This is a genomic window from Hymenobacter sp. YIM 151858-1 (genome assembly GCF_025979705.1).
Lineage (GTDB): Bacteria > Bacteroidota > Bacteroidia > Cytophagales > Hymenobacteraceae > Solirubrum.
The window spans coordinates 1,506,778-1,533,376 of sequence record NZ_CP110136.1; the positions used below are offsets into that span (position 1 = coordinate 1,506,778).

General features: G+C 63.0%; 27 protein-coding genes. 5 read left to right on the forward strand and 22 right to left on the reverse strand.

Annotated elements, in window-relative coordinates; translation table 11 throughout:
- Positions 1 to 182: 182 nt before the first annotated feature.
- The 3 genes from OIS50_RS06705 to OIS50_RS06715 all read right to left on the reverse strand — a co-directional run bounded on the left by OIS50_RS06705 (position 183) and on the right by OIS50_RS06715 (position 2,139).
- Positions 183 to 740: a hypothetical protein gene (locus OIS50_RS06705; protein ID WP_264693549.1), complete on the reverse strand. Its 558-nt coding sequence runs from the start codon at positions 738 to 740 to the stop codon at positions 183 to 185.
- 137 nt (positions 741 to 877) lie between these two features.
- Positions 878 to 1,609 carry a GAF domain-containing protein gene (locus tag OIS50_RS06710; RefSeq protein WP_264693550.1) on the reverse strand — a complete coding sequence of 244 codons (732 nt, stop codon included), beginning with the start codon at positions 1,607 to 1,609 and terminating at the stop codon, positions 878 to 880.
- A gap of 68 nt (positions 1,610 to 1,677) precedes the next feature.
- Positions 1,678 to 2,139, reverse strand: a complete 462-nt coding sequence (locus tag OIS50_RS06715; RefSeq protein ID WP_264693551.1) for a peroxiredoxin — start codon at positions 2,137 to 2,139, stop codon at positions 1,678 to 1,680.
- 179 nt (positions 2,140 to 2,318) lie between these two features.
- On the opposite strand from OIS50_RS06715, the gene OIS50_RS06720 reads away from it, so the two are divergent.
- Positions 2,319 to 2,750, forward strand: coding sequence for a hypothetical protein (locus tag OIS50_RS06720; RefSeq protein ID WP_264693552.1), 432 nt, complete (start codon positions 2,319 to 2,321; stop codon positions 2,748 to 2,750).
- A gap of 49 nt (positions 2,751 to 2,799) precedes the next feature.
- Here the strand turns inward: OIS50_RS06720 and OIS50_RS06725 are convergent, their stop codons facing one another.
- The 8 genes from OIS50_RS06725 to OIS50_RS06760 all read right to left on the reverse strand — a co-directional run bounded on the left by OIS50_RS06725 (position 2,800) and on the right by OIS50_RS06760 (position 7,587).
- Positions 2,800 to 3,414 carry a TIGR04282 family arsenosugar biosynthesis glycosyltransferase gene (locus tag OIS50_RS06725; protein WP_264693553.1) on the reverse strand — a complete coding sequence of 205 codons (615 nt, stop codon included), beginning with the start codon at positions 3,412 to 3,414 and terminating at the stop codon, positions 2,800 to 2,802.
- A gap of 2 nt (positions 3,415 to 3,416) precedes the next feature.
- On the reverse strand, positions 3,417 to 4,466 hold the full coding sequence (gene arsS, locus OIS50_RS06730) for an arsenosugar biosynthesis radical SAM (seleno)protein ArsS (RefSeq protein WP_264693554.1): 1,050 nt from the start codon (positions 4,464 to 4,466) through the stop codon (positions 3,417 to 3,419).
- 127 nt (positions 4,467 to 4,593) lie between these two features.
- Entirely contained in the window at positions 4,594 to 4,800 is a 207-nt protein-coding gene (locus OIS50_RS06735; RefSeq protein ID WP_264693555.1) for a GxxExxY protein, read from the reverse strand.
- Positions 4,767 to 4,931 carry a GxxExxY protein gene (locus OIS50_RS06740; RefSeq protein WP_264693556.1) on the reverse strand — a complete coding sequence of 55 codons (165 nt, stop codon included), beginning with the start codon at positions 4,929 to 4,931 and terminating at the stop codon, positions 4,767 to 4,769. The genes OIS50_RS06735 and OIS50_RS06740 overlap by 34 nt, the downstream gene beginning before the upstream one ends.
- 157 nt (positions 4,932 to 5,088) lie before the next feature.
- Positions 5,089 to 5,424 (reverse strand): arsenosugar biosynthesis-associated peroxidase-like protein, encoded by a 336-nt coding sequence (locus tag OIS50_RS06745; protein WP_264693557.1) that lies wholly within the window; start codon positions 5,422 to 5,424, stop codon positions 5,089 to 5,091.
- Between the two features lie 76 nt (positions 5,425 to 5,500).
- Entirely contained in the window at positions 5,501 to 6,043 is a 543-nt protein-coding gene (locus tag OIS50_RS06750; RefSeq protein ID WP_264693558.1) for a heme NO-binding domain-containing protein, read from the reverse strand.
- 62 nt (positions 6,044 to 6,105) lie between these two features.
- The gene (locus tag OIS50_RS06755) at positions 6,106 to 7,023 is read right to left on the reverse strand and encodes an anti-sigma factor (RefSeq protein ID WP_264693559.1); all 918 of its coding nucleotides are present in this window, start codon (positions 7,021 to 7,023) and stop codon (positions 6,106 to 6,108) included.
- A gap of 9 nt (positions 7,024 to 7,032) precedes the next feature.
- Entirely contained in the window at positions 7,033 to 7,587 is a 555-nt protein-coding gene (locus OIS50_RS06760; RefSeq protein ID WP_264693560.1) for an RNA polymerase sigma factor, read from the reverse strand.
- A 186-nt stretch (positions 7,588 to 7,773) separates the two neighbouring features.
- On the opposite strand from OIS50_RS06760, the gene OIS50_RS06765 reads away from it, so the two are divergent.
- A complete protein-coding gene (locus OIS50_RS06765) occupies positions 7,774 to 9,174 on the forward strand; it encodes an NAD-dependent succinate-semialdehyde dehydrogenase (protein WP_264693561.1) in 1,401 nt (466 codons plus the stop codon).
- Between the two features lie 99 nt (positions 9,175 to 9,273).
- On the opposite strand, the gene OIS50_RS06770 is transcribed toward OIS50_RS06765, so the two are convergent.
- The 4 genes from OIS50_RS06770 to OIS50_RS06785 all read right to left on the reverse strand — a co-directional run bounded on the left by OIS50_RS06770 (position 9,274) and on the right by OIS50_RS06785 (position 16,220).
- The gene (locus OIS50_RS06770) at positions 9,274 to 10,056 is read right to left on the reverse strand and encodes a YdcF family protein (protein WP_264693562.1); all 783 of its coding nucleotides are present in this window, start codon (positions 10,054 to 10,056) and stop codon (positions 9,274 to 9,276) included.
- Between the two features lie 50 nt (positions 10,057 to 10,106).
- The gene (locus OIS50_RS06775; protein WP_264693563.1) at positions 10,107 to 10,451 is read right to left on the reverse strand and encodes a thioredoxin family protein; all 345 of its coding nucleotides are present in this window, start codon (positions 10,449 to 10,451) and stop codon (positions 10,107 to 10,109) included.
- A gap of 214 nt (positions 10,452 to 10,665) precedes the next feature.
- On the reverse strand, positions 10,666 to 12,438 hold the full coding sequence (locus OIS50_RS06780; protein ID WP_264693564.1) for a DUF885 domain-containing protein: 1,773 nt from the start codon (positions 12,436 to 12,438) through the stop codon (positions 10,666 to 10,668).
- 116 nt (positions 12,439 to 12,554) lie between these two features.
- Complete coding sequence (locus OIS50_RS06785; protein ID WP_264693565.1) at positions 12,555 to 16,220, reverse strand: ATP-dependent DNA helicase; 3,666 nt, start codon at positions 16,218 to 16,220, stop codon at positions 12,555 to 12,557.
- Positions 16,221 to 16,345: 125 nt separating this feature from the next.
- Here OIS50_RS06785 and OIS50_RS06790 point away from each other — a divergent pair, with 125 nt between their 5' ends.
- Complete coding sequence (locus OIS50_RS06790; RefSeq protein ID WP_264693566.1) at positions 16,346 to 17,818, forward strand: DNA/RNA non-specific endonuclease; 1,473 nt, start codon at positions 16,346 to 16,348, stop codon at positions 17,816 to 17,818.
- Positions 17,819 to 17,898: 80 nt separating this feature from the next.
- Here the strand turns inward: OIS50_RS06790 and OIS50_RS06795 are convergent, their stop codons facing one another.
- The 7 genes from OIS50_RS06795 to rsmA form a co-directional block, all read right to left on the reverse strand.
- Entirely contained in the window at positions 17,899 to 18,303 is a 405-nt protein-coding gene (locus OIS50_RS06795; RefSeq protein ID WP_264693567.1) for a hypothetical protein, read from the reverse strand.
- Positions 18,304 to 18,379: 76 nt separating this feature from the next.
- Entirely contained in the window at positions 18,380 to 19,030 is a 651-nt protein-coding gene (locus tag OIS50_RS06800) for a hypothetical protein (RefSeq protein WP_264693568.1), read from the reverse strand.
- Positions 19,031 to 19,105: 75 nt separating this feature from the next.
- Positions 19,106 to 19,969, reverse strand: a complete 864-nt coding sequence (locus OIS50_RS06805) for an alpha/beta hydrolase (protein WP_264693569.1) — start codon at positions 19,967 to 19,969, stop codon at positions 19,106 to 19,108.
- 195 nt (positions 19,970 to 20,164) lie between these two features.
- The gene (locus OIS50_RS20515) at positions 20,165 to 21,040 is read right to left on the reverse strand and encodes a nuclease A inhibitor family protein (protein WP_319805324.1); all 876 of its coding nucleotides are present in this window, start codon (positions 21,038 to 21,040) and stop codon (positions 20,165 to 20,167) included.
- 199 nt (positions 21,041 to 21,239) lie between these two features.
- Positions 21,240 to 21,710 carry a transcription elongation factor GreA gene (gene greA, locus OIS50_RS06820; protein ID WP_059071155.1) on the reverse strand — a complete coding sequence of 157 codons (471 nt, stop codon included), beginning with the start codon at positions 21,708 to 21,710 and terminating at the stop codon, positions 21,240 to 21,242.
- 181 nt (positions 21,711 to 21,891) lie between these two features.
- Complete coding sequence (locus tag OIS50_RS06825; RefSeq protein WP_264693570.1) at positions 21,892 to 22,836, reverse strand: NAD(P)-dependent oxidoreductase; 945 nt, start codon at positions 22,834 to 22,836, stop codon at positions 21,892 to 21,894.
- A gap of 50 nt (positions 22,837 to 22,886) precedes the next feature.
- On the reverse strand, positions 22,887 to 23,678 hold the full coding sequence (rsmA, locus tag OIS50_RS06830) for a 16S rRNA (adenine(1518)-N(6)/adenine(1519)-N(6))-dimethyltransferase RsmA (protein ID WP_264693571.1): 792 nt from the start codon (positions 23,676 to 23,678) through the stop codon (positions 22,887 to 22,889).
- Between the two features lie 138 nt (positions 23,679 to 23,816).
- On the opposite strand from rsmA, the gene OIS50_RS06835 reads away from it, so the two are divergent.
- Positions 23,817 to 25,265, forward strand: coding sequence for a leucyl aminopeptidase family protein (locus OIS50_RS06835; RefSeq protein WP_264693572.1), 1,449 nt, complete (start codon positions 23,817 to 23,819; stop codon positions 25,263 to 25,265).
- Positions 25,266 to 25,485: 220 nt separating this feature from the next.
- Positions 25,486 to 26,505 (forward strand): 4-hydroxythreonine-4-phosphate dehydrogenase PdxA, encoded by a 1,020-nt coding sequence (pdxA, locus tag OIS50_RS06840; protein WP_264693573.1) that lies wholly within the window; start codon positions 25,486 to 25,488, stop codon positions 26,503 to 26,505.
- Positions 26,506 to 26,599 lie beyond the last annotated feature (94 nt).

A 26,599-nucleotide genomic window follows, 5' to 3' on the forward strand; every position in this document is an offset into this window, starting at 1 on the left:
GCCTGGGCAGGCAGCCCAGCGCCTGCGCCGTAAAGCATTAGGTGGCAGGCTTACCGCAAAAGTGCCAGCAACGCCTGATGGAACTGCTGCGGAGCCCCCAGATGCGGCATGTGGCCCCCTGGGCCAGCGCCACCAGCTTGCTGCCCTTGCTTTGCGCCGCCGTGCGCCTGCCCTACCTAGGGCTATTGCCCGGCCGCGGCGCGCTGCTTCAGGAGCAGCTCAATCGTGCGGGTGTCTTCGTCGCTCCACACCACGCTGCGCACGTCGTCGATTTGCAGCACGGAGTGGCCGTCGGGGTCGCCGTACTGGGTAAAGGCCTCCAGCAGCAGCTCGTCGTCGGTGAGACGCACGATGTAGCCGTAGGGGTCGTTTTCAGACGAGGTAATGAGCTGCACCAGCTGCCGCACCTCCAGGGCGCGCTGCAGCAAGGCCGGTACCGTCAGGTACGCGTGCTCCAGGCCATCGGGTGCGGCGGCCAGGCCAAAAACGGCGTCGGGGTTGTGCTCCTTAAACTCGATCAGCCGCACGTACTTATCGTCGAAATGCACCTGCGACACCTCGGCCAAGGTTACGGTGCGCACACTCGTGAGCATGCCCTGGCGCGTAACGGTGCGCATCACCAGCAGTTCGGGATTAAAGCTGAGCACGTACCCCAGAAACGTGCCGCCGGCGGTTTGTACCGATACCATGCGCCGACTGCGCTGGGCCCGCTGCAGCAAATCAACCAATAAAGCTCCCATAGGAAATGGCCGGCCACAGGCCCGCCCGGAGGTAATATGTGTAGTTATGCCCAACCGACCCCGGTTGGCCCGCAGGCCGCGCATGGGTGAATTGGAGCGCCAAAATTGCCGAATAAATGGCTACCTGCGGCCAATAGCTACGCTTTGCTGGCGAGCCGGTGTACTTCGGCTAACTGCCGGCGCAGCACCTGCGCGATGTCATCGAGGCGGCGCACCACGGTTTGCTGCACGTCTTCGCTGAAGTAGGCGGCGCCGTTGGTGCGGGCGGCCAGGTAGCGCGCCAGCGTAGAGGCATCGAGCAGCTGGGTTTGCAACTGGGCCTGGGTTTGCTGCCACTGCTCGGCCAACTCCTGCTGCAACAAAACGCTGCGCACCTCAATGGTAAGGCTCACGAGTTTGGCCAGGTGCATCAGCAGCTCCTCTTCGCCTGCCGTAAACGCGCGGGGCTCGCGCCCGATAACGCACAGCGTACCAATGTTGTGCCCGTTGGGCATGCGCAAAGGCGCGCCCGCGTAGGAGCGCAACCCCGCCGACTCGGCCACGGCCGGGTTCACCAGGTTGCAGCGCTCCTGGGTAAGGTCGGGAAATACCAGGGTGGCCTCTTCGAGCACCGCGGCCGAGCACAGGCTGTCGGCGCGGGGCAGGGTTGCCGGCAGCCCATCCATGCCGCTGTTGGCCTTGAAATAAACCTCCTCTTCGTCGATCAGGGAGAGCAGCGAAATCGGTAGGTTAAACAACTGAGCGGTAAGGGCTACGAAGTCGTCAAAAACCTTCTCGTACGTAGTGTTAAGTATCTGATAATGATAGAGCGTGCGCAAGCGGTCCAGCTCATTATCGGGAATCAGCGAATCGGGTTGTACGTAAGCCATCGGAGCAAATTTAAAGATTGCCATAACACAACCGCAACTTACGTTAGTTCAAACGCGAGCTGTATGGCTTAGCGGGCCGGTTGTAACTCCTGCAATACCCGCTTGGCCTCGGCCACGTGGTCGGTAGCGCGGCTCATCGAGTTGAAGATGTAGCGCACTTTGCCCGCGGCGTCGATTACGAACGTGACGCGGCCCGGCAACAGGCCCAGCATGGCCCGGGGCACCTCGTAGAGCTTGCGCACGCGGCCGCCTGCGTCGGCAAGCAGCGGAAAGGGCAGGCGGTGCTTTTGGGTGAACTTCTGGTGCGAGGCTTCGGAGTCGGAGCTGATGCCGACTACTTCCGCCCCTAGGTCCTGAAAGTCCTGGTACTGGTCGCGGAACGAGCAGGCCTGGGCCGTGCAGCCGGGCGTGTCGTCTTTGGGGTAGAAATAGAGCACCACGGCCCGGCCCCGTTGGGCACTCAGGGTAAAGTTGGCGCCGTCGGTGGTTTTCAGCGTGAAATCGGGGGCAGCGTCGCCTATTTGCAACATTGTTAAAATCAGTAAATTAGAACAAAATGGCACGCATCTGAAGCGCAACCAGCGGCCTGGCACAATCGCCGGGCACTGGGCTTGCGTACGTACAACAGGGTTGTAAACCTGGCAACGGCGGCTTTGTTTTTTTGCACGATGCCCCTTCAGTGGATTGTTTGCCTACCAAAGCTGTGCCTATGGCCCGACCTATACTCCGCCCTTACTTACCGCTGCTGTTGGCCGTGCTCGAGGCCGGCGCCCTGGGCTACGTGCTGCGGGCTTTGTCGCGCTTTATCGGCCTGAACACCCTGCTGCCTTCCTGGATGGGCGAGGCCATCCACCAAACGGTGCTCCTCACGGCCTTCCTGTTCACGCTGCTGTTCGAGCACCCGCGGCCCACGCGGCGCATTGCCCTGCTGGCCGCCGCCGTACCTGCTTTGGTTACCGCCTACGATGTGTACATGGCCGTTACGGCGGGCTGGGGCTGGCTGCTGAGCGCCGTGACGGCGGCAGTTTTTGGCTGCTGCCTATTTCTGGTGATTGACGAGGAAGCCGCCATGCACGCCAGCAACCGCGCCGGCCGCTGGCACCGCCGGGTACTTAAGCGCCGCAGTTCGCGCAGCATGTAAGGCAGCGCGCCGGTAGCTGGCTCCTAAGCACTTAAGCCTCCGGCAGCACCTAGGGGCGCTGCTGCCAGGCATGCCAGTCGGCGGCGGTGTCCACGTCGTGCAGCGGGGGCAGCTGCGCTACTTGCAGCCGGAGGCGGTGGGCAATCTGCAAGGTGTCGCGCAGCACGGTATCGGTACTCCACCGGATGCCACCGAAGAGCTCGGGCCGTAACTGCCGCATGCCCAGCAGGTAGTAGCCGCCGTCGTGGGCGGGGCCCAGCACTACCTCGTGCGTGTGCAAAAGGGCAAATGCCTCCTGCAAGTGCCGGGTTTGCAGGCCCGGGCAATCGGTGCCGATGATGACCACCCGCCCGGCGCCCGCGGCAAAGGCCTGCGTAAAGGCGTGCTCCATCCGCTGCCCTAGGTCGGGTAGCGGGGGCTGCACGCGTTGGGGCCAATCGGGCCACAGCGGGGCGGCGCCCGTGGGCGGCGCGGCGGCCAGCCACAGCGTACGGCTGCCGGGCAAAGGCTGGGCTACGGCGCGGGTGTGGCTTAGCAGTTGCTGGTAGGCATCGAGGGCGGCGGCATCGCCTAAGTGGGCGGCCAGCCGGGTTTTTACTTTGCCCAGCTCGGGGTAACGGGCAAACACCAGCAGGTGGTCGGGCGCGGCAGCGGCAGGGGCCATCATCACACGGTAGCGCCGCCGCAGCTCGAGCCTGCCCCCGCCGTGCAGCCGTAGCAATGCTGATTAAGCACGATGCTGCGGGCCTGGAGGGCGCCTAGGTCGAAGTCGCGGATGTGCTGGGGGGCAGCCGCCTCCACCGGCAGCTCCAGCATCTGGTTGAAGTCGCAGTCGTAGAGGTACCCATCCCAGCCTACCGAGAGGGTGCTGCGGCACATCACGTTGGCGGCCGCGGCCGGGTTGTAGCTCTGCACCAGCTTATCCATGTAGGCGGCGTAGTTGCCGCTTTCCATCAGGTAATCGAGAAATCGGCTCACGGGCAGGTTGGTAATGGTGAGCAGGTTGTTGAACCCGATGCCGTGCTCGCGCCGCAAGCGTTGCTTGAACTCGCGCTCCAAAGCCTGCTGAGCGCCAGGCAAAAATGCCCCCGATGGGTTGTACACCAAATCGAGCACCAGCCCGCTTCCCTCCTGCCCGTAGCCCTCGGTGTTCAGCATTTTCAGGGCCCTGATGCTCCGCTCGAAAACGCCCTCGCCGCGCTGCGCATCGGTGCGGGCCGCCGAAAAGTGCGGCAGCGACGACACCACCCGCACGCCGTGCTGCCGGTAGAACGCGGGCAGGTCGTGGTACTTTGGGTTGGCCACGATGATGGTGAGGTTGCAGCGCACAATCAGCTGCCGACCCAGGGCTGCTACCTGCTCCACCAGCCACCGGAAATGCGGGTTCATTTCGGGGGCGCCGCCCGTCAGGTCGACCACCTGCATGTCGGGCGCCTGGCGCAGCGCGGCCAAGCACAGCTCCATGGTCTCGCGCGTCATGATTTCGGTACGGTCGGGGCCGGCATCCACGTGGCAATGCTTGCAGGTTTGGTTGCACATCTTGCCCACGTTCAGCTGCAGGGTGCCGATACCTAGGGGCCGCAGCGGCAGCAAGCCGGTTTCGCGCAGTTTGCTGGCGAAAGCCGGCCACGCCTGCCCCGCCTGCTGCGCCGCGTTGAGCACAGTAAGCTGGTAGCTGGTGTCGGCCAGCGGATGCTGTTGGGCTCTTAGACTCAATCGCTGATTCACGCTGATTTACTTGATTTCGCTGATTGACTGCGTAGCCAGGACGGTTGATAGCCTGCAGTTGATGCCGAATGGCGACCGTGCCGACGCTGGTACCCGGAGGTAGCCGGGCTGCCACCTAGAGATTTGGCTGTGCCGACTTTACGAAGCGTTTGTACTGCAAGCTTTTGTTTCCGAAGTTGAGCAGCAAGCCCACCTTCAGCTGAAAAGCGCGCAGGTAGTTGATGGTTTGGGCGAAGTGCAGATTGGTCAGTTCAGAAGTGGCTTTCAGCTCGAACAGCACCTGGCCGTTCACCAAAAAACAACCCAGCGAGTACCGGTGCACACGTTGCGGTAGTACACGGGCTGCGCAAACTCCTCAGTGTAGGCCAGCCCAACCGCCGTCATTTCGACGGCCAACGCCCGCTGGTAACTGATTTCGGGGAAGCCAGCACCTAGGGCCGCATGCACCCGCATGGCGCCCCTAGGTGCTGGCCGGTAAAACCCGAATGCGCGTACCGCTCATCCACCAAGTCATGGCTCATCAACAGGCGTTCAGCGAGAACAATACTTCAGCGCTAAACAGCCCGACAAAAAATCCGCGAAATCAAATAAATCAGCTGTAATCAGCTGTTTACATGGTCAGCTCCTTGGCCTTGTTCATCATTTGCACGCCGTGCACCAGGACCGCCCCGCCCTTGATGGCCGCGGCCACGTGCACGGCTTCCATCATTTGGGCTTCGTCGGCGCCCTTCTGGAGCGAGTCGGAGGTGTAGGCGTCGATGCAGTACGGGCACTGCACGGCGTGGGCTACCGCTAAGGCAATCAGCGACTTTTCGCGCTCTGTAAGGGCTCCTTCCTTGAAAACCTCGCCGTAGTAGTCGAAAAACTTGCGGCCCATTTCGGACTGCCACTCGGTGATGTTGCCAAACTTGGCCAGGTCGGCGGGGTTGTAATAGGTCTTTTCCATAGCTGCGCGAACAAAGGTTTGCGCCGGGCCCATGCGATTGGTCCGGCTACGGGCAAGATAACCGCAAATGCCTCCCCTAGGTTAGGCGCCGCACCCGGATGTGCACGTGCTGGCCGTCGTCGCGGGTAGTGGGCTGAATCTCAATTTTCTCGGCCTCGTCGAAATAAGTAGCCAGGCCGCGTACAATGCCCACGGCCAACGCGCTCATGCGCCGTTGCGACACGTACTCGATTTCCACTTCGGTGCCCGATACACGCCGCACATCGAGCACGGGCGGGGCGTTGTGCTGGTGCTCTTCGCGTACGCGCTTGTGCATTACGCCCTCGGTGTGCAGCAGCATCTCGAGGGTGCGCCACTCGGGTTGCAGCAGCTTGCCGTACATATACATCAGATCGGGCACGAGGTACTCGCCGAATTTTTCCTGCAGTACCTCGGCCGGAATGCCGGTCATTTCCGCGGCCTGGCCCACCAGCGCGTACATATGCTGATCGGGGTACACCTCCTTGTAGTCGAACTCGGTGCCCGAGAGCTCCGCGGCCTCCAGCAGCCGTACCCACGTGCTGTGGTCGTATTGGGTTTGTACGTAGCGCTTTAGCAGAGCGAAAATGGAACCGTGCATAAGAAAAAAGCCCCCGGCAGAAAAGGCCAGGGGCTTGAAGGTACGCAACCTCAACGGTTAAGTTATTGCATCTGCCCCATCACGGTAAGGGCGGCCAGCGTGGGCTCGGGGCGGCCACCGGCGGGCTCCAGCGTTACGGCAAACGCCTGCGCGTTGATGATGTTTTTCATGCGCTGCAGGCTGTCGCCGGCGGCGGTGTGCCGGGCCAGCATGCCGGCATCCACGGGCTTGCCCTTGTCGAGGGCCCACAGCTGGTACTGCTTGCCTTCGGGGGCGGGCGGCAGGTTGTTTACGTCGACGTAAACGGCCTTGGTGGCGGGGTTGAAGTGCACCCGGGCGCGGGCGCCGGGCGCGATTTGCGTGCCCGTCATCACCACCGTGCGGTAGGTTTCGTCGCGCAGCATGGCCAGCTCGTTGGTGCGGGTTGCCAGTCGCTTTTCCACGGCTTGCGTGGCGGCGGCGTAGCGGGCCTGCTCGCTCTGGGCAATTACCAGCTGCGACTCGGCCCGCTGCCAACGGTTGTAAAACAGCCAGTTGGCCCCCACGCTCAGCAGCAGCAGCACAGCCGCTGCGGCAGCAAGCCAGCGGTAGCCTCCGCCGCTTGCGGGGGCGGGCATGGTCCGTACTACGGGCTCGGCGGCGGCCGGTGCGGGGCGTTGAGCCGGCTCCGGTTGCGGGGCCGACGAAACCGTCATGGTGGGTTGGGGGGCGGCTGCGGGCGGCACGGCGGCTTCGGCCGGGGCCTGCTGCCGTATGGCTTGCTGCCAGCCACCTAGCACCCGCTCGCGCATGCCGGCGGGCGGCGCTACGGCGTGGGCTTCGGCGTATGCACCAAGCGTTTGCTCAATGCGGCTCAGCTCGGCCCGAATAGCCGGGTGCTGGGCAGCCAGCTGCTCCACCTCGGCGGCTTCGGCCGGGCTAAGCTGCTGCAGCACGTACAGCTCCAGCTGTCCTGATTCGATGTATTCCTCGATGTTCACTGCTTTGGCTTACCGAATCAGTTTGGAAAGGACTTTAATAGCGGCGCGGGCGCGGGTTTTCACGGTACCTAGCGGCAAATTCAACTCTTCGGCTACCTCGCTTTGGGTGTAGCCTTCGAAATACAGCATATCAACTACCTGGCGCTGATCGGGCGTGAGCTGGTGCGTGAGCTCCTGCAGCCCGATGTGCTCGGGGCGGAAGGTGGCTACGGCCGGCTGCCGTTCGGCGGGGCTGTCGTCGAGTGGCTGCGTGCGAGTACCTACGCGGTACTGTCGCGAGCGGATTTTGTCGATGGCAAGATTTCGGCAAACATTCATCACCCACGTAAACAGCCGCCCTTTGGTGGCATCGTAGCTCTGAAAGGAATGCCAGATCTTGACCATACTTTCCTGCAGCACGTCTTCGGCTTCTTCCTCGCGCCGCACAATGCGCAGGATGACGCCGTAGAGGGCTGCCGAGTACTTGTCGTAAAACTCCGCCATTGCCGACTCATCGTGGGCTTTTAGCCGGGCGATAAGCTGTTCTTCGGCGACGGAAGGCGGCTCGGGTAGCAAATTGGTCACAGTGTGGCGTGGAATGCCCTGCGCCGCGCAGGTTTATGCGCGCAGCACGGCGGTCAAAAGTAATGACAAAACGGACACAGCGGCATGCCCGCGGCCAACCCTGGGTGGGCGGCAGCAGTTATACGGAACATTGCTTGCCGGGCTGCGTGCTTACTTTGCCGCAGTTCGGCCCCAAACGCCTGTATTATGCCCATCGAGTCGTACAACCCTTATACCGATAAAGTGTTGCGGCGCTTTAAGCCCCACCCCGGCGCCCAAGTGGAGCGCATGCTGGCCCAAGCCGACAAAACGTTTCAGGAGTGGCGCCGCACGAGTTTCCGGGAGCGGGCGCAGGTGCTGCACCGCGCCGCCGGGTTGCTGCGCGAGCGGCACGACGAGCTGGCCCGCATCATGGCCCTCGAAATGGGCAAACCCGTGACCGATGGCCGGGCCGAAGCGCAGAAGTGCGCCCTTACCTGCGACTTTTACGCCGAGCACGCCGAGCAAATGCTGCGCGACGAGCCGGTGCAAACCGAAGCGCGCCGCAGCTACATTGCGCACCAGCCCCTAGGTGCCGTGCTGGCCGTAATGCCCTGGAACTTCCCGCTGTGGCAAGTAGTGCGCTTTGCTGCCCCGGCTCTCATGGCCGGCAACGTAGGCCTGCTGAAACACGCATCTAATGTGCCACAATGTGCCTTGGCGCTGGAGAAGATCTTCCATGATGCCGGCTTGCCACAGGGTGGCTTCCGCACGCTGCTGATCGAGTCGAAGGCCGTGGAGCCGCTGATTGCCGACGACCGCGTGCGGGCCGTTACGCTTACAGGCAGCGAAGGCGCGGGCAGCCAGGTGGCCGCCGCGGCGGGCCGCTACATCAAGAAAACCGTGCTGGAGCTGGGCGGCTCCGATGCCTTTGTGGTACTCGCCGACGCCGACCTGGAGCTAGCCGCCAAAACCGCCGCCCAGGCACGCATGATTAATGCTGGCCAGAGTTGCATTGCGGCCAAGCGCTTTGTGGTGGAGAAATCGATTGCCGCGGAGTTCATTGACCGCATGCGCCAGCACCTGGAGGCCTACCGGGCCGGCGACCCGCTCGACGAGCAAACCCAGTACGGCCCCCTCGCCCGCCCCGACCTCGCCGACGACCTAGCCCAGCAAGTGCAAAAATCGGTAGCAGCCGGGGCCAAAGTAGTGCTGCAGGGCGGGCAGCCCAAGGCGGGCTCGGCCCGTTTTGCGCCGGTTATGCTCGCCAACGTGAAGCCCGGCATGCCCGCCTACGACGAAGAGACTTTTGGCCCGGTGGCCAGCATCCTGGTAGCCCGCGACGAGCAGCAGGCCATTCGCCTGGCCAACGATTCGCGCTACGGCCTAGGTGCCGCCGTGTGGACGCGCGACGAGGAGCGCGGGCAGCGCGTAGCCCGCGAGCTGGAAGCCGGCGCCGTGTTTGTGAATGCCCTGGTGAAATCGTCGCCCGAAATGCCGTTTGGCGGCGTAAAGAAGTCGGGCTACGGCCGCGAGCTTTCGCACCTGGGCATCAAGGAATTCGTGAACCAAAAGAGCATTTGGGTTGCCGGCGAAAAGCCCGAAGCACCGAAGAACCTCGCGGAGTAAGCACGAAAGCTTCCGCTGAAAACAAGCCGCGCCGCCGTTGCTGCCCACTTAAGAGGCAGCAACGGCGGCGCGGCACTTACGGGTATTTTAAGTTGCGCATCAAGCATAACCGAGCAGCCGGTACACCACGTAGCCCGCTACCTCGTGCAGCAGCACGCTCCACTGCTGCAGCGCCTCGGAGCTGGGCAGCAGCCAGTAGGCAGGTGTGGCTTCGCGTTGCGCCGTCAGGTAACCCGCCGGAAAAGCCGTTACCTGCAGCCCGGCTTTGCTAAAGCAACCCAGGGCGCGCCGCTGGTGAAAAGCTGAGGTAACCAGCAGCAGGCGCGGCTGCCCTTGGGGCAAGCGCTGCTGGAGCAACGCACGGGTATTTCGGGCGTTTTCGCGGGTGTTGCGGCTTTGGGTTTCCAGCCAAATGTGCTGGCTAGGCACCCCGGCAAGGCGCAGCAGCACGGCTAGGTCCTGGGCTTCGGTGCGCGTGCCGGGCTTGGGGCGCAGGCTACCCGAGCCGCCGCTGATGATGATGCGCTTGGCGCGGCCGGCCCGGTACAGCCAAAGCGCGTTGGTAAAACGGTCGGCGCCGCGGCCCAGGTACACGCGGTCGGCGGGGCCGTTGCGCGGCTCCGTTACACCGGTGAGCAGCACGGCCGCATCGTACGGTTGCGGCGCTAGCTGTGAGAGGCGCACGGGCGGCAGCTCCCACCAGCGCAGCAACTCGTTGCTCAGGGCCGGGTTGGTGAACACGACACCTAGGACGGTGGCCGCCACCAGCAGCCGGTAGCGCCACCGAGCCGAACGCGTAACCAGTGCCGCAACGGGCAGCAACACGAGCCACAGTGCGGGCTCCAATACAAAATCGAGAAGCTTGGAAAGGACGAAGAACACGGCCGCGAAACTAGCCGAAAGTTGGGCTGCATCGGCGCAGCAAAGTGGCTTTACACACCTGGTATTGGCATAAAGGCCCGCAGCCGATCCAGTTGCTCCCGCACTTCGCCATCGGTGCTTCGGGTGTCGCACTCAATCATGCGGCCCTGGCAGTACGACACGAAGAACGGCGCTACTCGCTCGTTCATCAGCTTGCGGGCCACGGGGTTCTGGTCGCTATCGAGCCGGATAAAGTAGATGCCCTCGTACGCGGCCTCCTGGGCAAATTTTTCGAAATGCGGCGAGAGCAGCTCACACACTTCGCAGTCGCGCGAGGAGGTGAACTTTGCAAATACCTTCAGATGATCGTGAATAAGGGTGCGCAGGCCAGTATCGTCGGTGTCGAAAATAGTCATTTGGTCAGCCCTAGGTAGTGAGTAGTATGGCAGTGGTTGGGGGCTATACGCACAGCGTCGGAAATGCGGCCAAGCAAAATGCAGGCAACTTAAAATGTGGCTGCTGCGATGGCAGGCAGTACGCGCTGCCCTACGGGTTGGTAAAGTGCAGCAAAAAGCCCGGCGCAAGTGGCTGGCAGCCACTGCGCCGGGCTTGTTTGCTACCTAGGGCAGCTTACTTTTTCAGCATCATCTCGCGGATGTATTTCACCGGGGCGCTGCCGTAGCTCAGGAACTGCTCGTTGAAGGCTTTCAGGTCGAAGTCTTTGCCTTGCTTCTTCTTGAGCTCTTCGCGCAAGTCGTAAATCTCGGTGTAGCCCGTGAAGTACGAGCTCAGCTGCACCTGGCTGAGCGTGGCGCGGCGCCACTTGTTGGTGGCTTCGGCCTGCTCCTGAAATCCGTCGCGCACGAGCATCTGCACGGCGTCCTGCTCCGAGATGTTGCCCACGTGTACCAGGTGGTCGAGAATGGTGTTGAGCGTTACGCGCATGTTCCATTTGTCCCACATCAGCCAGATTTCGTCGGAGTTGTTGCCGTAGCCGCTTTCCAGCATCATGCGCTCCGAGTACACGGCCCAACCCTCAATCATGGCGCCGTTGCCGAGCACAGCCTTGATGATGCTGGGCGACTGGTTGGCGTACACCAGCTGCGTGTAGTGGCCCGGAATGGCCTCATGAATGTTCAGGATTTGCAGCGTGTACTGGTTGTACTCGCGCAGGTAGCTTTCGGCCTGCTCGGGTTTCCAGTCCACAATCGGCTCCACGTTGTAGTAGGTGTTGGCGCCTTTGTCGTAGGGGCCAGGGGCCGATACCGACGCGCCCGCCCCGCTGCCGCGCATGTACAGGGGCGTTTCGCGCACCACCAGCGGCTTGCTGGGGTCCTGCGTCAGCAGCTTATGCTCGTCCACGAACTTCACGAGCTGCGGAATCTGCTGCTTCACGGCATCCACAAAACCCTGCGGCGTGGTGTGCACCGCCGACAGCTTGCCGATTACCTCCCGAATGCGCGTGAGCGTATCGGCGGGCATGGGTTTCCCGGCGAAGTACTTCGGCCACAAACGGGTGGCACGCATGCCCATGTCGCGCAGCAACATCTGCTTATGGGCCAGGGCTTTCTGGTAGACTTGGTCGGCCGTGGAGCTCGACTGAATGTCGTAGTAGAACTTCCGATCAAACAAGGCTTTGCCGATGCGGAAGCTGCGCGTGGCCTGCGGGCGTAGGTCTTTATCGAGGAAGCCGATGTAGCTCTCGATGGCCATGCGCGTGGTGCCGATGCGCGTGCGCAGCTCGGCTTTCTCGGTTTCCTTCAGGCCCGAGCGGGCAATCGAATCCTGCAGCGCCTTGCCGAATACCTCCAGCCCGCCGCGGTTCTGCAGTATGGCCAGCTCGAGGTGCTCCTTAGTCGGGTTCTTCAGGTTGCTCTTAGCGGCTTCGTAGAACTCGGCGGCGCGGCTGATTTTCAGCGAGATGCTGCGCAGGCGGCGGTCGAGGGGCTGGTAGCGGCCGTTCAGGATTTCGGCCACCGGCTCGCTGAGGTTGTACTGCGCGGGGTTCCACTGCCAGGTACGCAGCGTGTCGTCGTACCACCGCGACGATTGCAGCATATTGCGCATCAGCTGGTAGTCGGTCTGGTTGTTTACCGACAGCTTCTCCAGCTCAAACCCGCGCAGCTCTTGCAGCCACCGGTCGTAGGCCCGGGCCTCCTGCTGCCGGCGGCCGGCCGTAGGTATCACCAGCAACGAGTCGTACTTGTGGTAGCCCACCGACGAGGCCCAGCCAGGGTTGTAGTACCACAGCGAATCGACGAAGCGCTGCTTGTAGCGGTCGAAGCCCACATCGGCGGTAGAGGCTTCGTCGTTGGGTTTGTCGGAGCGGCTTTGGCAGCTGGCCATGGCAAGCGTGCCGGCCGTGGCCAGGCCCAGCAGCGCCAGGGAGTAACGAGGGGTCATGTGCGGTGGGGAGTAGAATTGCGGGCAGCAAGGTAGCGGGCCCTAGGTGGATTTCGAGCAACAAGCCCGGCAAGGGCCGTAACGACGCGGGTTTTACCCACTTCGTTGCCTCGCTCCTACACCAGCTCGGGGTACCAGCCGCGGCTCAGCTCCAGCAAGCGCTCCACGCTCAGCTCGCGCCGCTTAAAATCTTCGCCCAGCCGGAGCAGGTGCAGCAAGGGGCCGGTGGTTTGCTCGAGCAGCCGCTCGGGCGAGCTGAAGTGCTGGAAGTCCTTCAGCTCGAACTCCGCCAGCACATCGGCATAAAACGCAGCGGCCACGCGGCGGTCGAGGATGATGAACGCGCCCCGGTCGCGCTGACGGCGTACCAGGCGGCCAAAGCCTTGCCGCAGCTTCAGGCGAGCGGCGGGCCGGTAAAACTGCCCCCAGAAAGTTTCGTCGGCCTCGTAGCGTTTGCGGTGGCTGATGAGCGGTTCGCCCAACGACGGAAACGGCAACCGCCACACCACCACCTGCGACAACGTGGGCCCGGCAAAGTCGACGCCCGTCCACATGCGGTCGACACCTAGGAGCACGGTTTGCTCGACGCGCCGGAAACGGCGGATTTCCCACTGGCTGGCGCCGTTTTGCATCAGCAGCTCAATATCGTGCTCGGCCAGGCGGGGCTCCAGCCAATCGGCGGCGTAGCGCATTTCCTCGTTGGAGGTAAACAGCACCAGCGTGCGGCCTTCCAGCGTAATCAGCAGCGGCAACAAGGTGCGCAGCTGGGCCTCGCACCAGGCGCGGCGCTCCTGCGGCGGCGCGCTGGCCCGGAACATGGGCAGGTACGTAGGCACGCCGCCCAGCACCGGCTCGGCCTTGGGGTTGTCGTAGTCGAAAATGGGCAGGATGCGCTGCTCGGCCACGAAGGGTACGCGCATATCGAGCAGCTGCCGGAAGTAGCCCAGGTGGTTTTCGACGTAGAGCGTGGCCGAGGTAAATACCACCGTCCGAAACTGATCGAACAGCGGCGTAGCCGGCTCGCCGCTCAGGCGGCGCAAGGCAGCGCGGGCGGCCAGCAGGCGCTTGGTGTACGCTTCGGAGGTTTCGTTGGGGGCTTGCTGAAGCGGCTCGCCGGTTTCGGGGTCAGGTGTGGCGCCCAGGTAAGGCCACAGGGCGTAGGGCTGCCGCACCAGCTGCCAACCCAGGCCGTTGGCTTCGGCCTCGCGCACTACCACGGGCACAAATTCGCGGCACGGAAATTCTTCCAGCAAACGCTCCAGCACATCGGCCTGGCCCTCCGCTATTTCGGCGAAACGCTCGGTGCGGCGGCACAGGCGTTCGTCGTAGTTGCTGGCGCCGGCATCGTCGTCGTCGCTGATGGGCGCGCCGTCTTCGTCTTCGGTCAGGTTGATGTTCAGGGCCACGGCCAGGTGCCGGCGCACTTGCCCTAGGTGCTTAGCCGAGGTTTTGAGCGGGGCACTCAGCGGGGGCAGCGCCGCCACCAGCTCCCGGTGGAAGGGCCGCACCAGCGGCGCGCGGCCGGGTTGCTCCACGCGCACGTTGTCGTGCCAGTGGGTTTCGCCGAGCGGGAACGGTAATGCGGCCGGCCTCCCGCCCTTGTTCTGAAACTGACTGCTCACGGCACCTAGGGCCACCAACGACTCCTGCAACGGCACGGCGGCTTCGGTAAGGGCGTGCAGCGCGGTGCGCACGGCCTGGCGGCGGCGGTAGGGCGCGGCCTCAATGGCGTAGCGCATCCAGGCCGCATCGGCGGTTTGGCGGGCGTCGAGGGCTGCGGGGGTTTCGCGCATCAGCTCGGCCACTTGCTCGAGCAGCGCCACCTTGGCCCCTAGTTCCTCCAAGCGGGCTTCCTCAACGGCCTCGTAAGCGGCGCGACTGGCATCGTCGGGGCCGGGCTGATCGGCCACGGGCACTTGCCGCCACAGGGCTTCTTCCTCGTCGCGCAGCCGCTCACGCAGCTGGTTCAGGAAGGGCTCGGAGCGGCGCAGGGCTTTGGTTGGGGCCTCGGGTTCTTCAGCGGTTTGGCGGGCGTTTCGGTTGGGCATTGGCTGGCCGTGCAGCAACGGCTCCAATAGCTCGTCGTGCAGCTCGCGGGCATCGAGGCTGCGGGCCAGCGCCGAGCGGAAGTTATCCGGAAAGCGGTCGGCCTCGTCGATGATGCACACAGTGGCTCGCTCCACCACTTTCGGCGGCAGCAAGGCTAATTTGTGGTGGTTGACGATGAGCAGATTGGCTTGCTCGGCCCGCAGGCGGTGAGCCGGATACACGCAGGCTTTGCGGCCGGGCAAGGCGCCATGGCGGCAAGCGCGGTCGGCGGTTATGCGCCGCAGCAGCTGCCGCAATGCCGGTCCGAGCTGCGGATGGGCGCTCAGCGGGCGGGCAATGCCTTCGATTTCGCCTTCGGTGTCGCGCAGGCGCAGGGCCAGGTAAAACCACGCCAGCGCCGCCGGCCATTCAGCCCCGCGACCCAGGCAATCGTCGAACGCCCGGCCGAGCGCCTCCACGCACAAGTAGCAGTTTTTGCCCTTGAGCGTAGCCGTACGAATGGCTTTGTAGCGGGCCGTGCGGCAGCCATCGGCTTCGCGCAGCAGCGCCGGCAATTCGCCTTGGCGCATCTGCTCTTGCAGGTTTTTGGTAGAGGTAGCCACTACCACCAAGGCCTCAGGCGCGTGGCGCAGGTACTCTAACGACGGCACCAGGTAGCCGAACGTTTTACCCGTACCCGTGCCGGCCTCAATGGCATAAGCACCGCGGCGGCCCACCGCACGCGCCACAAATCGGGCAAACTCCAGCTGCTGCGGGCGCGGCTGAAAGGTGCTCTTGCCGCTGCTCATGCGCTTGGCCAGCTGCTCGAACGCCTCCTCTACCTGCTGCTCCGATACATCACCTAGGCCCAGCTCGGGCGCGGCGCTGTCGTCGGCTTTGTCGCGCCAACGGGCCAGGTAGTTATTGAGGAGCAGCGCCATTTGCTCGGGCTGCGGCCAGGCGGGTTGCGGCGGTGGCAGCGGCAGGCGGTTGGGGGCGTTAGGCTTGTCGCGGCGGGCGGTGTCGTCGCAGCAATCGGGTTGCTGCGCCAGGGCTCGTAGCAGCCGAAAAGCGCGCAGCTCGGGTCGGCGCGGGGCGAGGCTGATTACCGCATCCAGCAGGGTGTAGCCGGGTAGCCATTGCTGCCCGGGTTGGCCTTGGGGCTGCAACAAGCTCTCGAGCACGCGGCGCACTGCCCGGCGCATGGCGTGCAGCAAAAAAGGCAGCTGGGGCACGGCGCCCTCGTCGTTGCGCTTGGCGTAGCCGAGCTTTTCGCTGAAGGCTTTATCCTGCACCACTAGCTTCTCGAGCAGCTCGTCGGCATCGTCGAGCACTTCGCTAGGCAGAAAGAACGCCAGCAGCTCATCGAGGCCCACGCACATGGGTGGCTTGGCCATGCCGGCCAGCACGTGCTGCTCCAGCCACAGCCGCTCGGGCGAGGACTGCCCAGCGCGGTCCATAATCAGCAAGGCATCGAACGCACCTAGGGCCGCTTGGGCCTCTGCGGCCACTTCGGCCCAGGTGGGTGCTTCCTTGGCGCGGGCGTTGGCTACGCCGCTAGCGGTGCTTACGGCGGCCGAGTAGTCGCGCTCGGGGTTGAGCAGCCATTGCTGCACCTCGGCGCCGGGCTCCAGCGGCAGCACCCCTAGGTGCAACAAGCCATGTTTGGTATCGGGGCGATAGGCACCGGTGGCAAACAAATGCGCCACGGCTACCCGCGCCGTACGAACCGGACTTGTGAATAAAACTGCCATAACCCCGTTGCTCCAAGCCGCAAATTAGGCAATCGGCAGCCGCAGCCCTAGCGTAATATGGTTGGGCTGCCACAAAGCCTGCCTCGGCCTAGTTGCCGGGTTGCTTTCCCTTGATACCTTCGCTCATGCGTCTTACCGCCTCTCCCCTTCTTTCCGGCCTGCTGCTCAGCGGAGCTTTGGCCGCGTGCCTCCAGAAGTCCGATGATTCGGCTTCGAACACGGCCGTTGTTCAGGCTAACCCTGATGCCAGCACCGAAACCACTGCCTTGCCGGTGCAGAGCACGGCCCGTACCCTTACCGAAACGTTCGAGGCCGGCAGCAAAGGCTCGTACGCCAGCGGCGACGAGCAATTGACTTCGGGCACCTGGCTGCTCGACGATGCGCTGATTGGCACCTCTGAGCAAGACCATAAACACGGCACCAAAGCCCTGCGCCTCCGCGGCAAAGGCCGCGCCCAAATGCGCTTCGACCTGGGCGGCGGCGCGGGCCGCGTGCGCGTGTTCAACGCCAGCTACGGCCGCGATGGCTCGGTGCGCTGGCAGCTGTGGCTAAGCAACGACCGTGGCCGCACCTGGCAACCCGTAGGCACCGAGGTGAAAGTAGAAGGCGCCGGCATCACCACCGAGGTAGCGGTAAACCGCCCCGGCCCGCTGCGCCTCGAAATCCGGAAAGTAGACGGCGGCGACGACCGCCTGAACATCGACGACTTTACCGTGGAGCCGTACCGCGGCGGCAGCGCGCCCAACGTGGCAACATCGCCCAGCAGCCCGGCCCAACCAAGCCGCACCCCGGTTGCTACCCCGGCCCCAAGCCGCACCAGCTCGGCTGCCTCGGGCCGCGACAACCCGCTCGACCTAGGCAACCCCAGCGGCGCCACCAGCAACCCCACGGCCTCGCCCAACAACTACCTGATGCAGAAGCCGCAGTTTGTGCTGAGCTACTCGCGCGACCGGGGCATTCCGAACTGGGTAATGTGGCACCTGAGCAAAGCCTGGATGGGCTCCGCCCCGCGCCAGGACGATTTTCGCCCCGACCCGGCCCTGCCCCGCGGCTGGTACCAGGTTACGCCCCGCTCCTACTCAGGCTCAGGCTTCGACCGCGGCCACAACTGCCCCTCCGCCGACCGCAGTTACGACTTGGACGATAACTCGGCTACCTTCCTGATGACCAACATGATTCCGCAGGCGCCGATGAACAACCAGCGCACCTGGAACAGCCTGGAGGAGTACTCGCGCGACCTGGTGAAAGCCGGCAACGAGGTGTACGTGCTGATGGGCAGCTACGGCAAAGGTGGCACCGGCACCAACGGCCCCGCCACCACCCTCGACCAAGGCCGCGTAACCGTGCCCAAGCGCGTGTGGAAGGTACTGGTGGTGCTGCCCGAGGGCGGCAACGATCTGCAGCGCATTGCCAGCGGCCAAGCCCGCCTCGTGGCCATCGATACGCCCAACGACAACGCCGTGAACCCCGATTGGAGCCGCTACCGCGTCAGCGTCGACGCTATCGAAAACGCCACCGGCCTCGATTTGCTCAGCAAACTGCCCTCCGAGGTGCAGGAGCGCCTGGAGGCTCGCGTCGACAACGGCCCAACCCGCTAGCCGCCCTAGGTGCCACGCAAACAAAAAGCCCGAAACAGCTGGTACTGTTTCGGGCTTTTTGATGATGGAGGCGCCAGCGGTTATTCGCGGATGGTGCTATCGAAACCGCTGGTCAGGGCCTGTTTTTCGGCGCTGCTGATGGGGCGGTTGTTGGCAGCGGCAAACAGGGCGCAGGCTTTTTCGGCAGTGGGCACGCCCAGGGCCTTTACGCGCATACCCCACAGCACCAGCGCGTACTCCTGCTTGTTGTACATGGCGCCCTGGTGCAGGAACATGGTTTGCTTGCGCGACGCCAGCATCTGGCTAAAGTCGAGCTCACCGCCTTTGGTGGTTTGAGCCTTGATGAAGGCCTCTACCTCGGCGGGGCTGGGAGCCGCCGGGGCGGCGGCCACGGCCGGTGCCCCGGCAGCGGTGCCCGACTGCGCGAGGCCGGTGGTTGCACTGAAGGCCGCCAGGCTCAGCACCAGAACTAATGCTTTCAACATAAACAAAGAGGTACAGTACGCTTAATGATTACAACGAAACACTTATGAAAGTGCAATAATATCTGAATTAGTTAACTCAACAGTACGAGGCCGACTGTTTTTTTAGCAGCGCCTGAATAACCGACAGCAGTACCCCCGCGTTCCACTCGCGCTGATAGCTGATTGTCGTGAATAAACGGCTGTTTTGCCGCGAGTTAAGCGTAAAGGAATGCGGGGTTTGCAGCAAGTCGCAATCGGCCCAACTGAGCTGCTGATCCACGGCCCAGCTGAGCCCTCGGTGATTTACGGCCACGCCGGCCAGCAGCACCGTTTCGCCGGCCCCGATGCTGCGCAGGGCGTGCTCCTCGAGCCGCTCGAAAACGGGCTGTTCCAAGGCGGCCAGTATCTGCTCGTACCGGTCCCAATCCTCGTCGTCTTCGGCCGCATCAAACGAGTACATCCGGATGCGCAGCACCTCGCCCGACTGGTGGCGCAGCTCCACGGTGTAGCTGTTGCCAAACTTGTAGCGGTAAAACACCAGCAGCTGATGCCCGAAGCGCACGCCCGCCACCTCGCTCAGCAGCCACTCGTACGACTTACTGCCAACCCATTTTCCGCCGCTGTAACTCAGCGCATTGCCACTGATGCGCAAATACCGCGGCATGCCCAGCAGCCCATGCGGCACCTGCAGGTCAAGCTCATTGGGGGTGTTGGGCACGTTGCTCATCGGTACACGCTGGGTAGCCACGGGTTGCTGCACGCGCACATGCAATAACCCAACCAAGGCCGTGGTTGGCTTCCGGTAGCATACGCAGAAGCGGGCTTAGGCTTTGCGCCGCTTGGCTTTCGAGCTAGTTTCTGTTATGAAATCACTAATCATCTGCACGTAGGCATCGGCGTAGCGCTGCTGGCTTAGCTTGGCCGAGCCTTGGAGGTGGCCGCCTTCAAACTTCACCAAGCGGCGTACTTGCTTGCCGGTAGCCGCGTTTACCACTTGCTCCGAGTGAGCCAACGGCGTAAACGCATCGGTAGTGCCGGCCACCAACAGCATGGGGCAGCCTATACGCGGCAGCAATTGTTGGTACCGCTCGGCGTCGGCCGGCAGGGTAACCGTCTTGTCCTTCAGCTGCTTGATATTCTCGACGTGCCAGATCGGGTCGGCTACGTAGCCCTCGCCAATCAGGAAATCGAGCTTTTCGCGCGCGGCTACTTTGGTGGCCATGATGGTGCCCATGGAGAATGCCAATATTCCGGTGCGGTTGCGCGGGTGCTGCCGGCGGGCATAAGCCAGTGCGGCGCCTAGGTCGTCGGCAAACTCGTTGTAGTACAGGCGCTCCTGGTCAATTGCAAACTCGTCGCTTTGGCCGAAACCGCGGTAATCGAATAGCAGCACGCGGTAGCCCTGGGTGGTTAGCTCCTTGGCCATGTGCACCCAGCCGCCCATGTTGCCTGCGTCGCCGTTGGCCAGCACAATGGTGGTGCGCTTATCGGGCCCCGCCGCGGGCGGGCAGTCCCAGGCTTGCAGTTGCAGCTTATCGGGGGTGCTGATGCGGATTGGCTGGTAAGCCATGCCTACCGAATCGGGCGTTTGGTAATACTTGCGCAGCGGCTTGATGGCAAGCGCCGCGTGGCTCAGCATAAGCACCGCTGCCAGAAGAGGCAAACGCCGCAATAGATTACGAATCATGAATAAGGGATAAAGGAAATACAGCACCAAAACCGCCCCGGCCGGAACATTGGCTTCTGCACGTCGGGCTTTTTGCGCTTGCGTTGGGCTAAGGCAAATAGCGGAGTGTCGCCAAAAGCGGGTGTTCCGGCCGGGGCGGTTGTTCAACTACTACCGAGTAGCCAGCACCTAGGGGCGCAGCCTGTCGGGTTGGGTTTAGGTCTCGATAAGGATGGTTTTGAAGCCTGCCAGCTTGCCTTCGGAGGTCTTGCCCAGGGCGTACGCCTCTATCTGCGAGCCGCTGCCCACGCGGTACACCTGCGTGTCTTCGAGCTCCTGCTTCATAAACATTTGCAGGGCCTTAAAGCGGTTGGCCAGCTCCACGTTGCCGAGCACGCCCTGGTCGGCGGTGTGGTTGCGCAGAAAGTACGTCAGCTCCTGGGTTTCTACTTTGGCGCCGGCCGGCGAGTGGCCCAGCAGCGGCAACACGTTTTCGGGGCTTAGCTGAAACCCGGCAGGAAGGGTATAGCTCACGGGCGTCAGCACCGACTCCGACTCGCTCATGAAATACAGCCCTTCGGTGAGGGTGCGCAATTGCTCCACCATTGCATCGGCAACGCCGTCGGCTTGGGCCGTTTGCGGGGCCTGGTGGCTGGCTGCCGAAGCCGGTTGGGCACCTAGGGCGCCGCCGCTCGTTTCGGTCACCTTCGCCGAAATGGCCGCCGCCAACTCCTTCATGCGCTCTTCGCGCACCTTAATTTTCTCGTTGGCGAAGTTCATGTCCGACACGCGGTGCATCGGAATCAGGTGGATGTGGGCGTGCGGCACCTCCAGGCCAATTACGGCCACCCCAATGCGGCGGCACGGCACGGCTTCCTTCAGGCCCTTGGCTACGCGCTGCGCGAATTGGTGCAGGGCAGCCAGCTCGTCGGCCGGCAAATCGAAGATGTAATCAACTTCGCGCTTGGGAATTACCAACGTGTGGCCTTCTACCAGGGGCGTGATGTCGAGAAAAGCCAGGTGGTGTTCGTCCTCGACTACTTTGTAGGCGGGCAGCTCGCCGGCCACAATGCGGGAGAAAATAGACGGCATTTTCGGGCGTTTTATAACGGATGACACGTGATACGAGCCGAATGGCCCGTCGCGGTGAAGCTAGGAAGTTTCCGGCGTTAGGCGCGGCACCGCTACCCAACGGGCGCAAAAAAACGCGGCCGGTCTTCCCAGACCAGCCGCGCCTCGCAAATGCCATTATGTAGGGGCTGCACCACCCAGGGCAATGCAGCTGAGTTGCTTAACGCGAAACCTCCAGAATCTCGAAGTGCAGCTTGCCGGCGGGCACGGTGATTTCGGCCACGTCGCCGGCCGATTTGCCCAGCAAACCTTTGCCAATCGGCGACTTCACCGAGATTTTACCAGCGGCCAGGTTAGCTTCCTCTTCAGCAACCAGCACGTAGTCGAGCACGGCGTTGTTCTTGAGGTTCTTCAGCTTCACTTTGCTCATGATGAGCACCTTGCTGGTATCGAGGTTGGTTTCGTCGAGGATGCGGGCGTTGCCGATAACCTCCTCCAACTTCGAAATCTTCAGCTCGAGGTGGCCTTGGGCTTCTTTGGCCGCGTCGTACTCCGCGTTTTCGCTCAGGTCACCTTTGTCGCGTGCTTCCGCCAGCTGGCGGGCTGCCTCGGCCCGGCCGCGGATTTTCAGATCCTGCAGTTCATCCTTCAGCCTTTGCAAGCCTTCGGGGGTATAATAGTTGACAGCCATGACAATGAGTGGTGGGCAAACAGGTAAAAAAACAAGGAGAACGGCCGGCGGTGCCGGCCGTTCTCCCGAACAGGCATCAGCAAATATACGAAACGGCAACCACTGTGCGCAAGAGCCCCTCGCAAACCCAGCTCGGCAGCTACGTGCCCTAGGTAGCGCGCAGCTGCTTTGTGCGGGCCAGCTACGCGCTGCGCAGGAACGCCTCAATTTTGCGCGCCAGCACGTCGTTGATGCGGTGGTACGACTCGTGCGTCCAGCCGCCTACGTGCGGCGTGAGCACCACGTTGCTGGCCTTGCGCAGGTACTCGAAGCGGGCCTGCTGCTCGGGCTTGAGCGCACCCAGGCGTTCGTTTTCGAGCACATCGAGGGCGGCGCCGCGCAGCTTGCCTTCGCGCAGCAGCTGCACCAGGGCGGCGTGGTCGAGCACTTCGCCGCGGGCCGTGTTCAGCAACCACAAGGGCCGCCGGAAACCGCGCAGCAACGCTTCGTTGATGAAGTTGTGGTTGGCCGCCGAGTACGGGATGTGCGCGCTCAGCACGTCGCAACGCTGCTGCAGCTCCTCGAGCGAAACCAACGGCAGGTAGTCGGTGGGCTGCACGGCGGGGTCGTTGTCGTAGCCCAGCACCTCGCAGCCAAACCCGCGCAGGCAGCGCGCAAAGCTGCGCCCCATGTGCCCGCAGCCGATAATGCCTACGGTGCGGGCCTGCAGCTCGTAGCCGCGGTTGGCTTCGCGCTGCCACTCGCCGCGGCGCACCTCCACATCGGCCGAGGCTACTTTGCGCAGCAGGCTCAGCAGCAAACCCACCGCAAACTCGCCCACGGCCTGGGAGTTGCCTTCGGGGGCGTTGATGAGCGAGATGCCGGCCGCCTCCAACGCCGCCACGTCGATGTTGTCGACGCCGGCGCCGGCCCGGGCCACGAAGCGCAGGTGTTTGCCGTGGCGCAGCAGCTCGGCCGTCACGCGCACCTTGGAGCGCACAATCAGCCCTTCGTAGGGCTTTTCGGCCAAGGCAGCGGGCACCTCGGCGGGCAATAAATCGGGTTCGTAATCGATCTGCACTCCTACCTCGCGCAACAGGCTTTTAAGCGAGGAATGCATTTCATCAATTACCAGGCAACGTATCACGGCAAACTCGACTTGGTGGAACTACGAACGAAAGTACGCTTGTGCGCAACCTAGGCGCTGCGCGCCGCCATTACGCGCTGCGTCAGGCCGATAAAGTCCTGCACGCTCAGCTGCTCGGCCCGCTTGTCGAAGATGGCATCCGTCATGGCCTCGGCCGGCATACCCATTGGCTTGAGGCAGTTGCGCAGGGTTTTGCGACGGGTGTTAAAGGCTTGCTTTACTACCTGAAAGAACAGCTTTTCGTCGCACTCAAGCTGCTGTACCTGGTTTCGCGTGAGGCGCAGCACCGCGCTTTGCACCTTGGGCGGCGGCACAAACACGTGCGGCCCCACCGTAAACAGGTATTCGGTGTCGTAAAAAGCCTGCACCAGCACACTCAGAATGCCGTACGTTTTGGAGCCCGGCTTGGCGGCAATGCGTTCGGCTACTTCCTTCTGAATCATGCCCACGCACTCGCGCACTTGCTGGCGGTGCTCCAGCACCTTAAAGTAAATCTGCGAGCTGATGTTATAGGGGAAGTTGCCGATAACGGCCAGGGGCTTGTCGGGGAACAGTTGGCCTAGGTCTTGCCGCAGAAAGTCGGCCGACAGGATGCGCCCCTCCAGCGCCGGAAAGTGCTGCTGCAGGTAGGCCACCGATTCGCGGTCGATTTCAATTACCGTGGTTTCGTAGTCGGCCGTGCGCTCCAGCAAAAACTGCGTCAGCACGCCCATGCCGGGGCCCACTTCCAGCACGTGGCGCACGCCATCAGGCAGCTGCAACGATTCGGCAATTCGGCGGGAGATGTTCAGATCGGCCAGAAAGTGCTGGCCTAGGTGCTTTTTCGGGGTGACGCGTTCCACAGGCATGGGCACGAAGGCAAGCTTCGCGTATAGGATTGGCCGGCAAAAGTACGAAAGCCCCGCCGGGGCTGCCGAACCCGAGGCGCGGCCGGTAACGCATAACCCGATAACTTGCGCGCCAAAGCTAGATTTCCCCCTATGCCACTACACCTCGCCACCGCTGCTGCGCTGCCCCAGGGCACTGCCGACGTTGTTCTGATTTTGCCCGCTGGCACCAAAGCCCTGCCGAGCCAAGCCCCTGAACTACCCGAAGCCGCCCTTACCTACGCCAACGCGCAGCTTGCTGCCGATGAAAAGCTATTTGCGGTGAACCTCTACACCCACCGGGTGTACGTGGTAGTGGCAGCCGATAAGAAAACCGCCGACCTCAACGCCGAACAACTGCGCCGTAGCGGCAACCAGCTGCACGCCAAGCTAAAAACCGCTCGCGTAAAGGAGCTGCACATCCTCAACCTCTCGGCCGATAAGCAAGCCGCCTTGTCGTTGGCCGAGGGCTTGTACCTCACGGCGTATCAGTTTGAGGGCTACAAAACCGACGAGAAATCGAAGCAAGCGCCCGAGTTGTTCCGGGTGGTGCTGGTGAACGAGGAGGAAACCAAGGTGCGCGAGCTGGAGAACCTGCTCCTGGGTGTTACGCTTGCCCGCGACCTCGTGAACATGCCGCAGAATAAGCTCACGGCTACCATGTTTGCCGAGCAAATGGCCGCCGCGGGCGAAGACGCCGGCTACCACACCGAAATCCTCGACCAGGCTCGCATCGAAGCGCTGCGCATGGGTGGTTTGCTGGCCGTAAACCAAGGCAGCCCCGAGCCGCCCACTTTCACCATTATGGAGTGGAAGCCCGAGGGTGCCCGCAACGAAAAGCCTTTCGTGCTGGTGGGCAAAGGCGTGGTGTTCGATACGGGTGGCCTGAGCCTGAAGCCCACGCCCGCTTCGATGGACATGATGAAGTGCGATATGGCCGGCGCCGCTGCCATGACGGGCGTAATGTATGCCTTGGCCAAAAACCAGGTGCCGCTGCACGTAATTGCCCTCGTACCCGCTACCGACAACCGCCCCGGCGGCCCCGCCTACGCCCCCGGCGACGTGCTCACGATGCACAGCGGGCTCACAGTAGAAGTGCTCAACACCGATGCCGAAGGCCGCCTGATTTTGGCCGATGCGCTGCACTTCGCCAAGAAATACGAGCCCCAACTCGTAATCGACGCAGCTACGCTTACGGGCTCCGCGGCCCGGGCTATCGGCAAGGAAGGCATTGTAGCTATGGGCACTGCCGATGAAGACGTAATGCGCGAGCTGGCTGCCGCAGGCCGCCGCACGCACGAGCGCATTGTGGAGTTCCCGCTGTGGGACGAGTACGCCGAGCACATCAAGAGCGATATTGCCGACATCAACAACCTGGGCAAAGCCGAAGCCGGCGCCATTTCGGCCGGCAAGTTCCTCGAGCGCTTTACCGAAGGCTACCCCTGGATTCACCTCGACATTGCCGGCCCCGCTTTCCTCACCGCCCCCGACTCGTACCGCGGTAAAAACGGCACCGGCACGGCCGTGCGGCTGTTGTACTCATTCCTGACGAGCCGCCTGTAGCCGCCCAAAAAACTCCCCTCCTCAGCTGAGGAGGGGATGTTGCGCCACCGGCGCAACGGGGGTGGTTGACAATCGTTGCTGATGTTGAACGACCCAGCAGCAAAATCATTCTGTCGGCCCCAACGGCCCGAACGCCTTCGACCACCCCAGCCAGGCCTGCGGCCTGGCATCCCCTCCTCAACTGCGGAGGGGAGTTTTCCGTCTAACCCTCCTTCCCAAAATGCTTCCCCGCATTGGCATTAGTACCGGCGACCTGGCCGGCATCGGTCCGGAAATCATCTACCGCACGCTGCAGGATGCGCGCATCCTGCGTTTCTGCACGCCGGTAGTGTACGGCACGGCCGCTACGCTTTTCGACGATTTTCCGCAGGATAAAAACCACACCCCGCTGGCTTTCCGCCAGGTGCGCGAGGCGGCCGACATCGTGGCCGGCAAGATAAACGCCGTTACCTGCTGGGACGAAGATTTTGCGCTGACGCCCGGCCAACCCACCGAAGCTTCGGGCCGGGCCGCTCGTCTATCGCTGATTGCTGCGGCCAACGACTTGAAGGCCGGACTGATCGATGCATTGGTTACCGCCCCGATCAGCAAAGACAACACCCAGGGCGAAGGCTTCAACTTCCCGGGCCACACCGAGTTTCTGGCGCACCACTTCAGCACCAACAACGACAGCCTGATGTTTTTGGTGGCCGACAACCTGCGCGTAGCTACCGCTACCGGCCACATTCCGCTGAAGGATGTCCCTACCCGCCTTACCGCCGAGGTGCTCACCGGCAAGCTGCGGATGTTGCTGCATTCGCTGCGCCAGGATTTCGGTATTCAGAAACCTAGGGTAGCCGTGCTGGGCCTGAACCCCCACGCCGGCGAAAACGGCTTGCTTGGCCGCGAGGAGCAGGATTTGGTGCAGCCGGTAATTCAGCAGTTTCTCAACGAGGGCCAGCTGGTGTACGGCCCCTACCCGGCCGATGGCTTCTTCGGCACGCGGCAGTACCAGCAGTTCGATGCCACGTTGGCGCTCTACCACGACCAAGGGCTCATCCCGTTCAAAACCATTGCCTTCGAACGTGGGGTGAATTTTACGGCGGGCTTGCCCGTGGTTCGCACCTCGCCCGACCATGGCACGGCGTACGGACTGGCCGGCAAATTCGCGGCCGATCCTACTTCCTTCCGCGAAGCGCTGTACCTGGCCTGCGACCTGGTGCGTAACCGCGCGGCCGATAAGCAGTTAGCCACCAAGTAAGACCGGACACCCAGGGCACTTTGTGGCTGGCGCACTCCCTGTTTCGAAACGTTTCCGCAAGCCCCGCTGAATTTGATCAGCGGGGCTTTTCTTT

Bases quoted from the DNA above. Each gene is read 5' to 3' on its own strand.
- OIS50_RS06835 (WP_264693572.1), top strand. From the start codon at position 23,817: ATGCCACTACACCTCGCCACCGCTGCTGCGCTGCCCCAGGGCACTGCC.
- OIS50_RS06780 (WP_264693564.1), bottom strand. From the start codon at position 12,438: ATGACCCCTCGTTACTCCCTGGCGCTGCTGGGCCTGGCCACGGCCGGC.
- OIS50_RS06745 (WP_264693557.1), bottom strand. From the start codon at position 5,424: ATGGAAAAGACCTATTACAACCCCGCCGACCTGGCCAAGTTTGGCAAC.
- OIS50_RS06805 (WP_264693569.1), bottom strand. From the start codon at position 19,969: ATGATTCGTAATCTATTGCGGCGTTTGCCTCTTCTGGCAGCGGTGCTT.
- OIS50_RS06785 (WP_264693565.1), bottom strand. From the start codon at position 16,220: ATGGCAGTTTTATTCACAAGTCCGGTTCGTACGGCGCGGGTAGCCGTG.
- OIS50_RS06725 (WP_264693553.1), bottom strand. From the start codon at position 3,414: ATGGCCCCTGCCGCTGCCGCGCCCGACCACCTGCTGGTGTTTGCCCGT.
- OIS50_RS06750 (WP_264693558.1), bottom strand. From the start codon at position 6,043: ATGCACGGTTCCATTTTCGCTCTGCTAAAGCGCTACGTACAAACCCAA.
- pdxA (WP_264693573.1), top strand. From the start codon at position 25,486: ATGCTTCCCCGCATTGGCATTAGTACCGGCGACCTGGCCGGCATCGGT.
- OIS50_RS06720 (WP_264693552.1), top strand. From the start codon at position 2,319: ATGGCCCGACCTATACTCCGCCCTTACTTACCGCTGCTGTTGGCCGTG.
- OIS50_RS06710 (WP_264693550.1), bottom strand. From the start codon at position 1,609: ATGGCTTACGTACAACCCGATTCGCTGATTCCCGATAATGAGCTGGAC.
- OIS50_RS06715 (WP_264693551.1), bottom strand. From the start codon at position 2,139: ATGTTGCAAATAGGCGACGCTGCCCCCGATTTCACGCTGAAAACCACC.
- OIS50_RS06705 (WP_264693549.1), bottom strand. From the start codon at position 740: ATGGGAGCTTTATTGGTTGATTTGCTGCAGCGGGCCCAGCGCAGTCGG.
- OIS50_RS06775 (WP_264693563.1), bottom strand. From the start codon at position 10,451: ATGACTATTTTCGACACCGACGATACTGGCCTGCGCACCCTTATTCAC.
- OIS50_RS20515 (WP_319805324.1), bottom strand. From the start codon at position 21,040: ATGCCGTCTATTTTCTCCCGCATTGTGGCCGGCGAGCTGCCCGCCTAC.
- greA (WP_059071155.1), bottom strand. From the start codon at position 21,710: ATGGCTGTCAACTATTATACCCCCGAAGGCTTGCAAAGGCTGAAGGAT.
- OIS50_RS06795 (WP_264693567.1), bottom strand. From the start codon at position 18,303: ATGTTGAAAGCATTAGTTCTGGTGCTGAGCCTGGCGGCCTTCAGTGCA.
- OIS50_RS06765 (WP_264693561.1), top strand. From the start codon at position 7,774: ATGCCCATCGAGTCGTACAACCCTTATACCGATAAAGTGTTGCGGCGC.
- OIS50_RS06740 (WP_264693556.1), bottom strand. From the start codon at position 4,931: ATGCGGGTGCATGCGGCCCTAGGTGCTGGCTTCCCCGAAATCAGTTAC.
- OIS50_RS06790 (WP_264693566.1), top strand. From the start codon at position 16,346: ATGCGTCTTACCGCCTCTCCCCTTCTTTCCGGCCTGCTGCTCAGCGGA.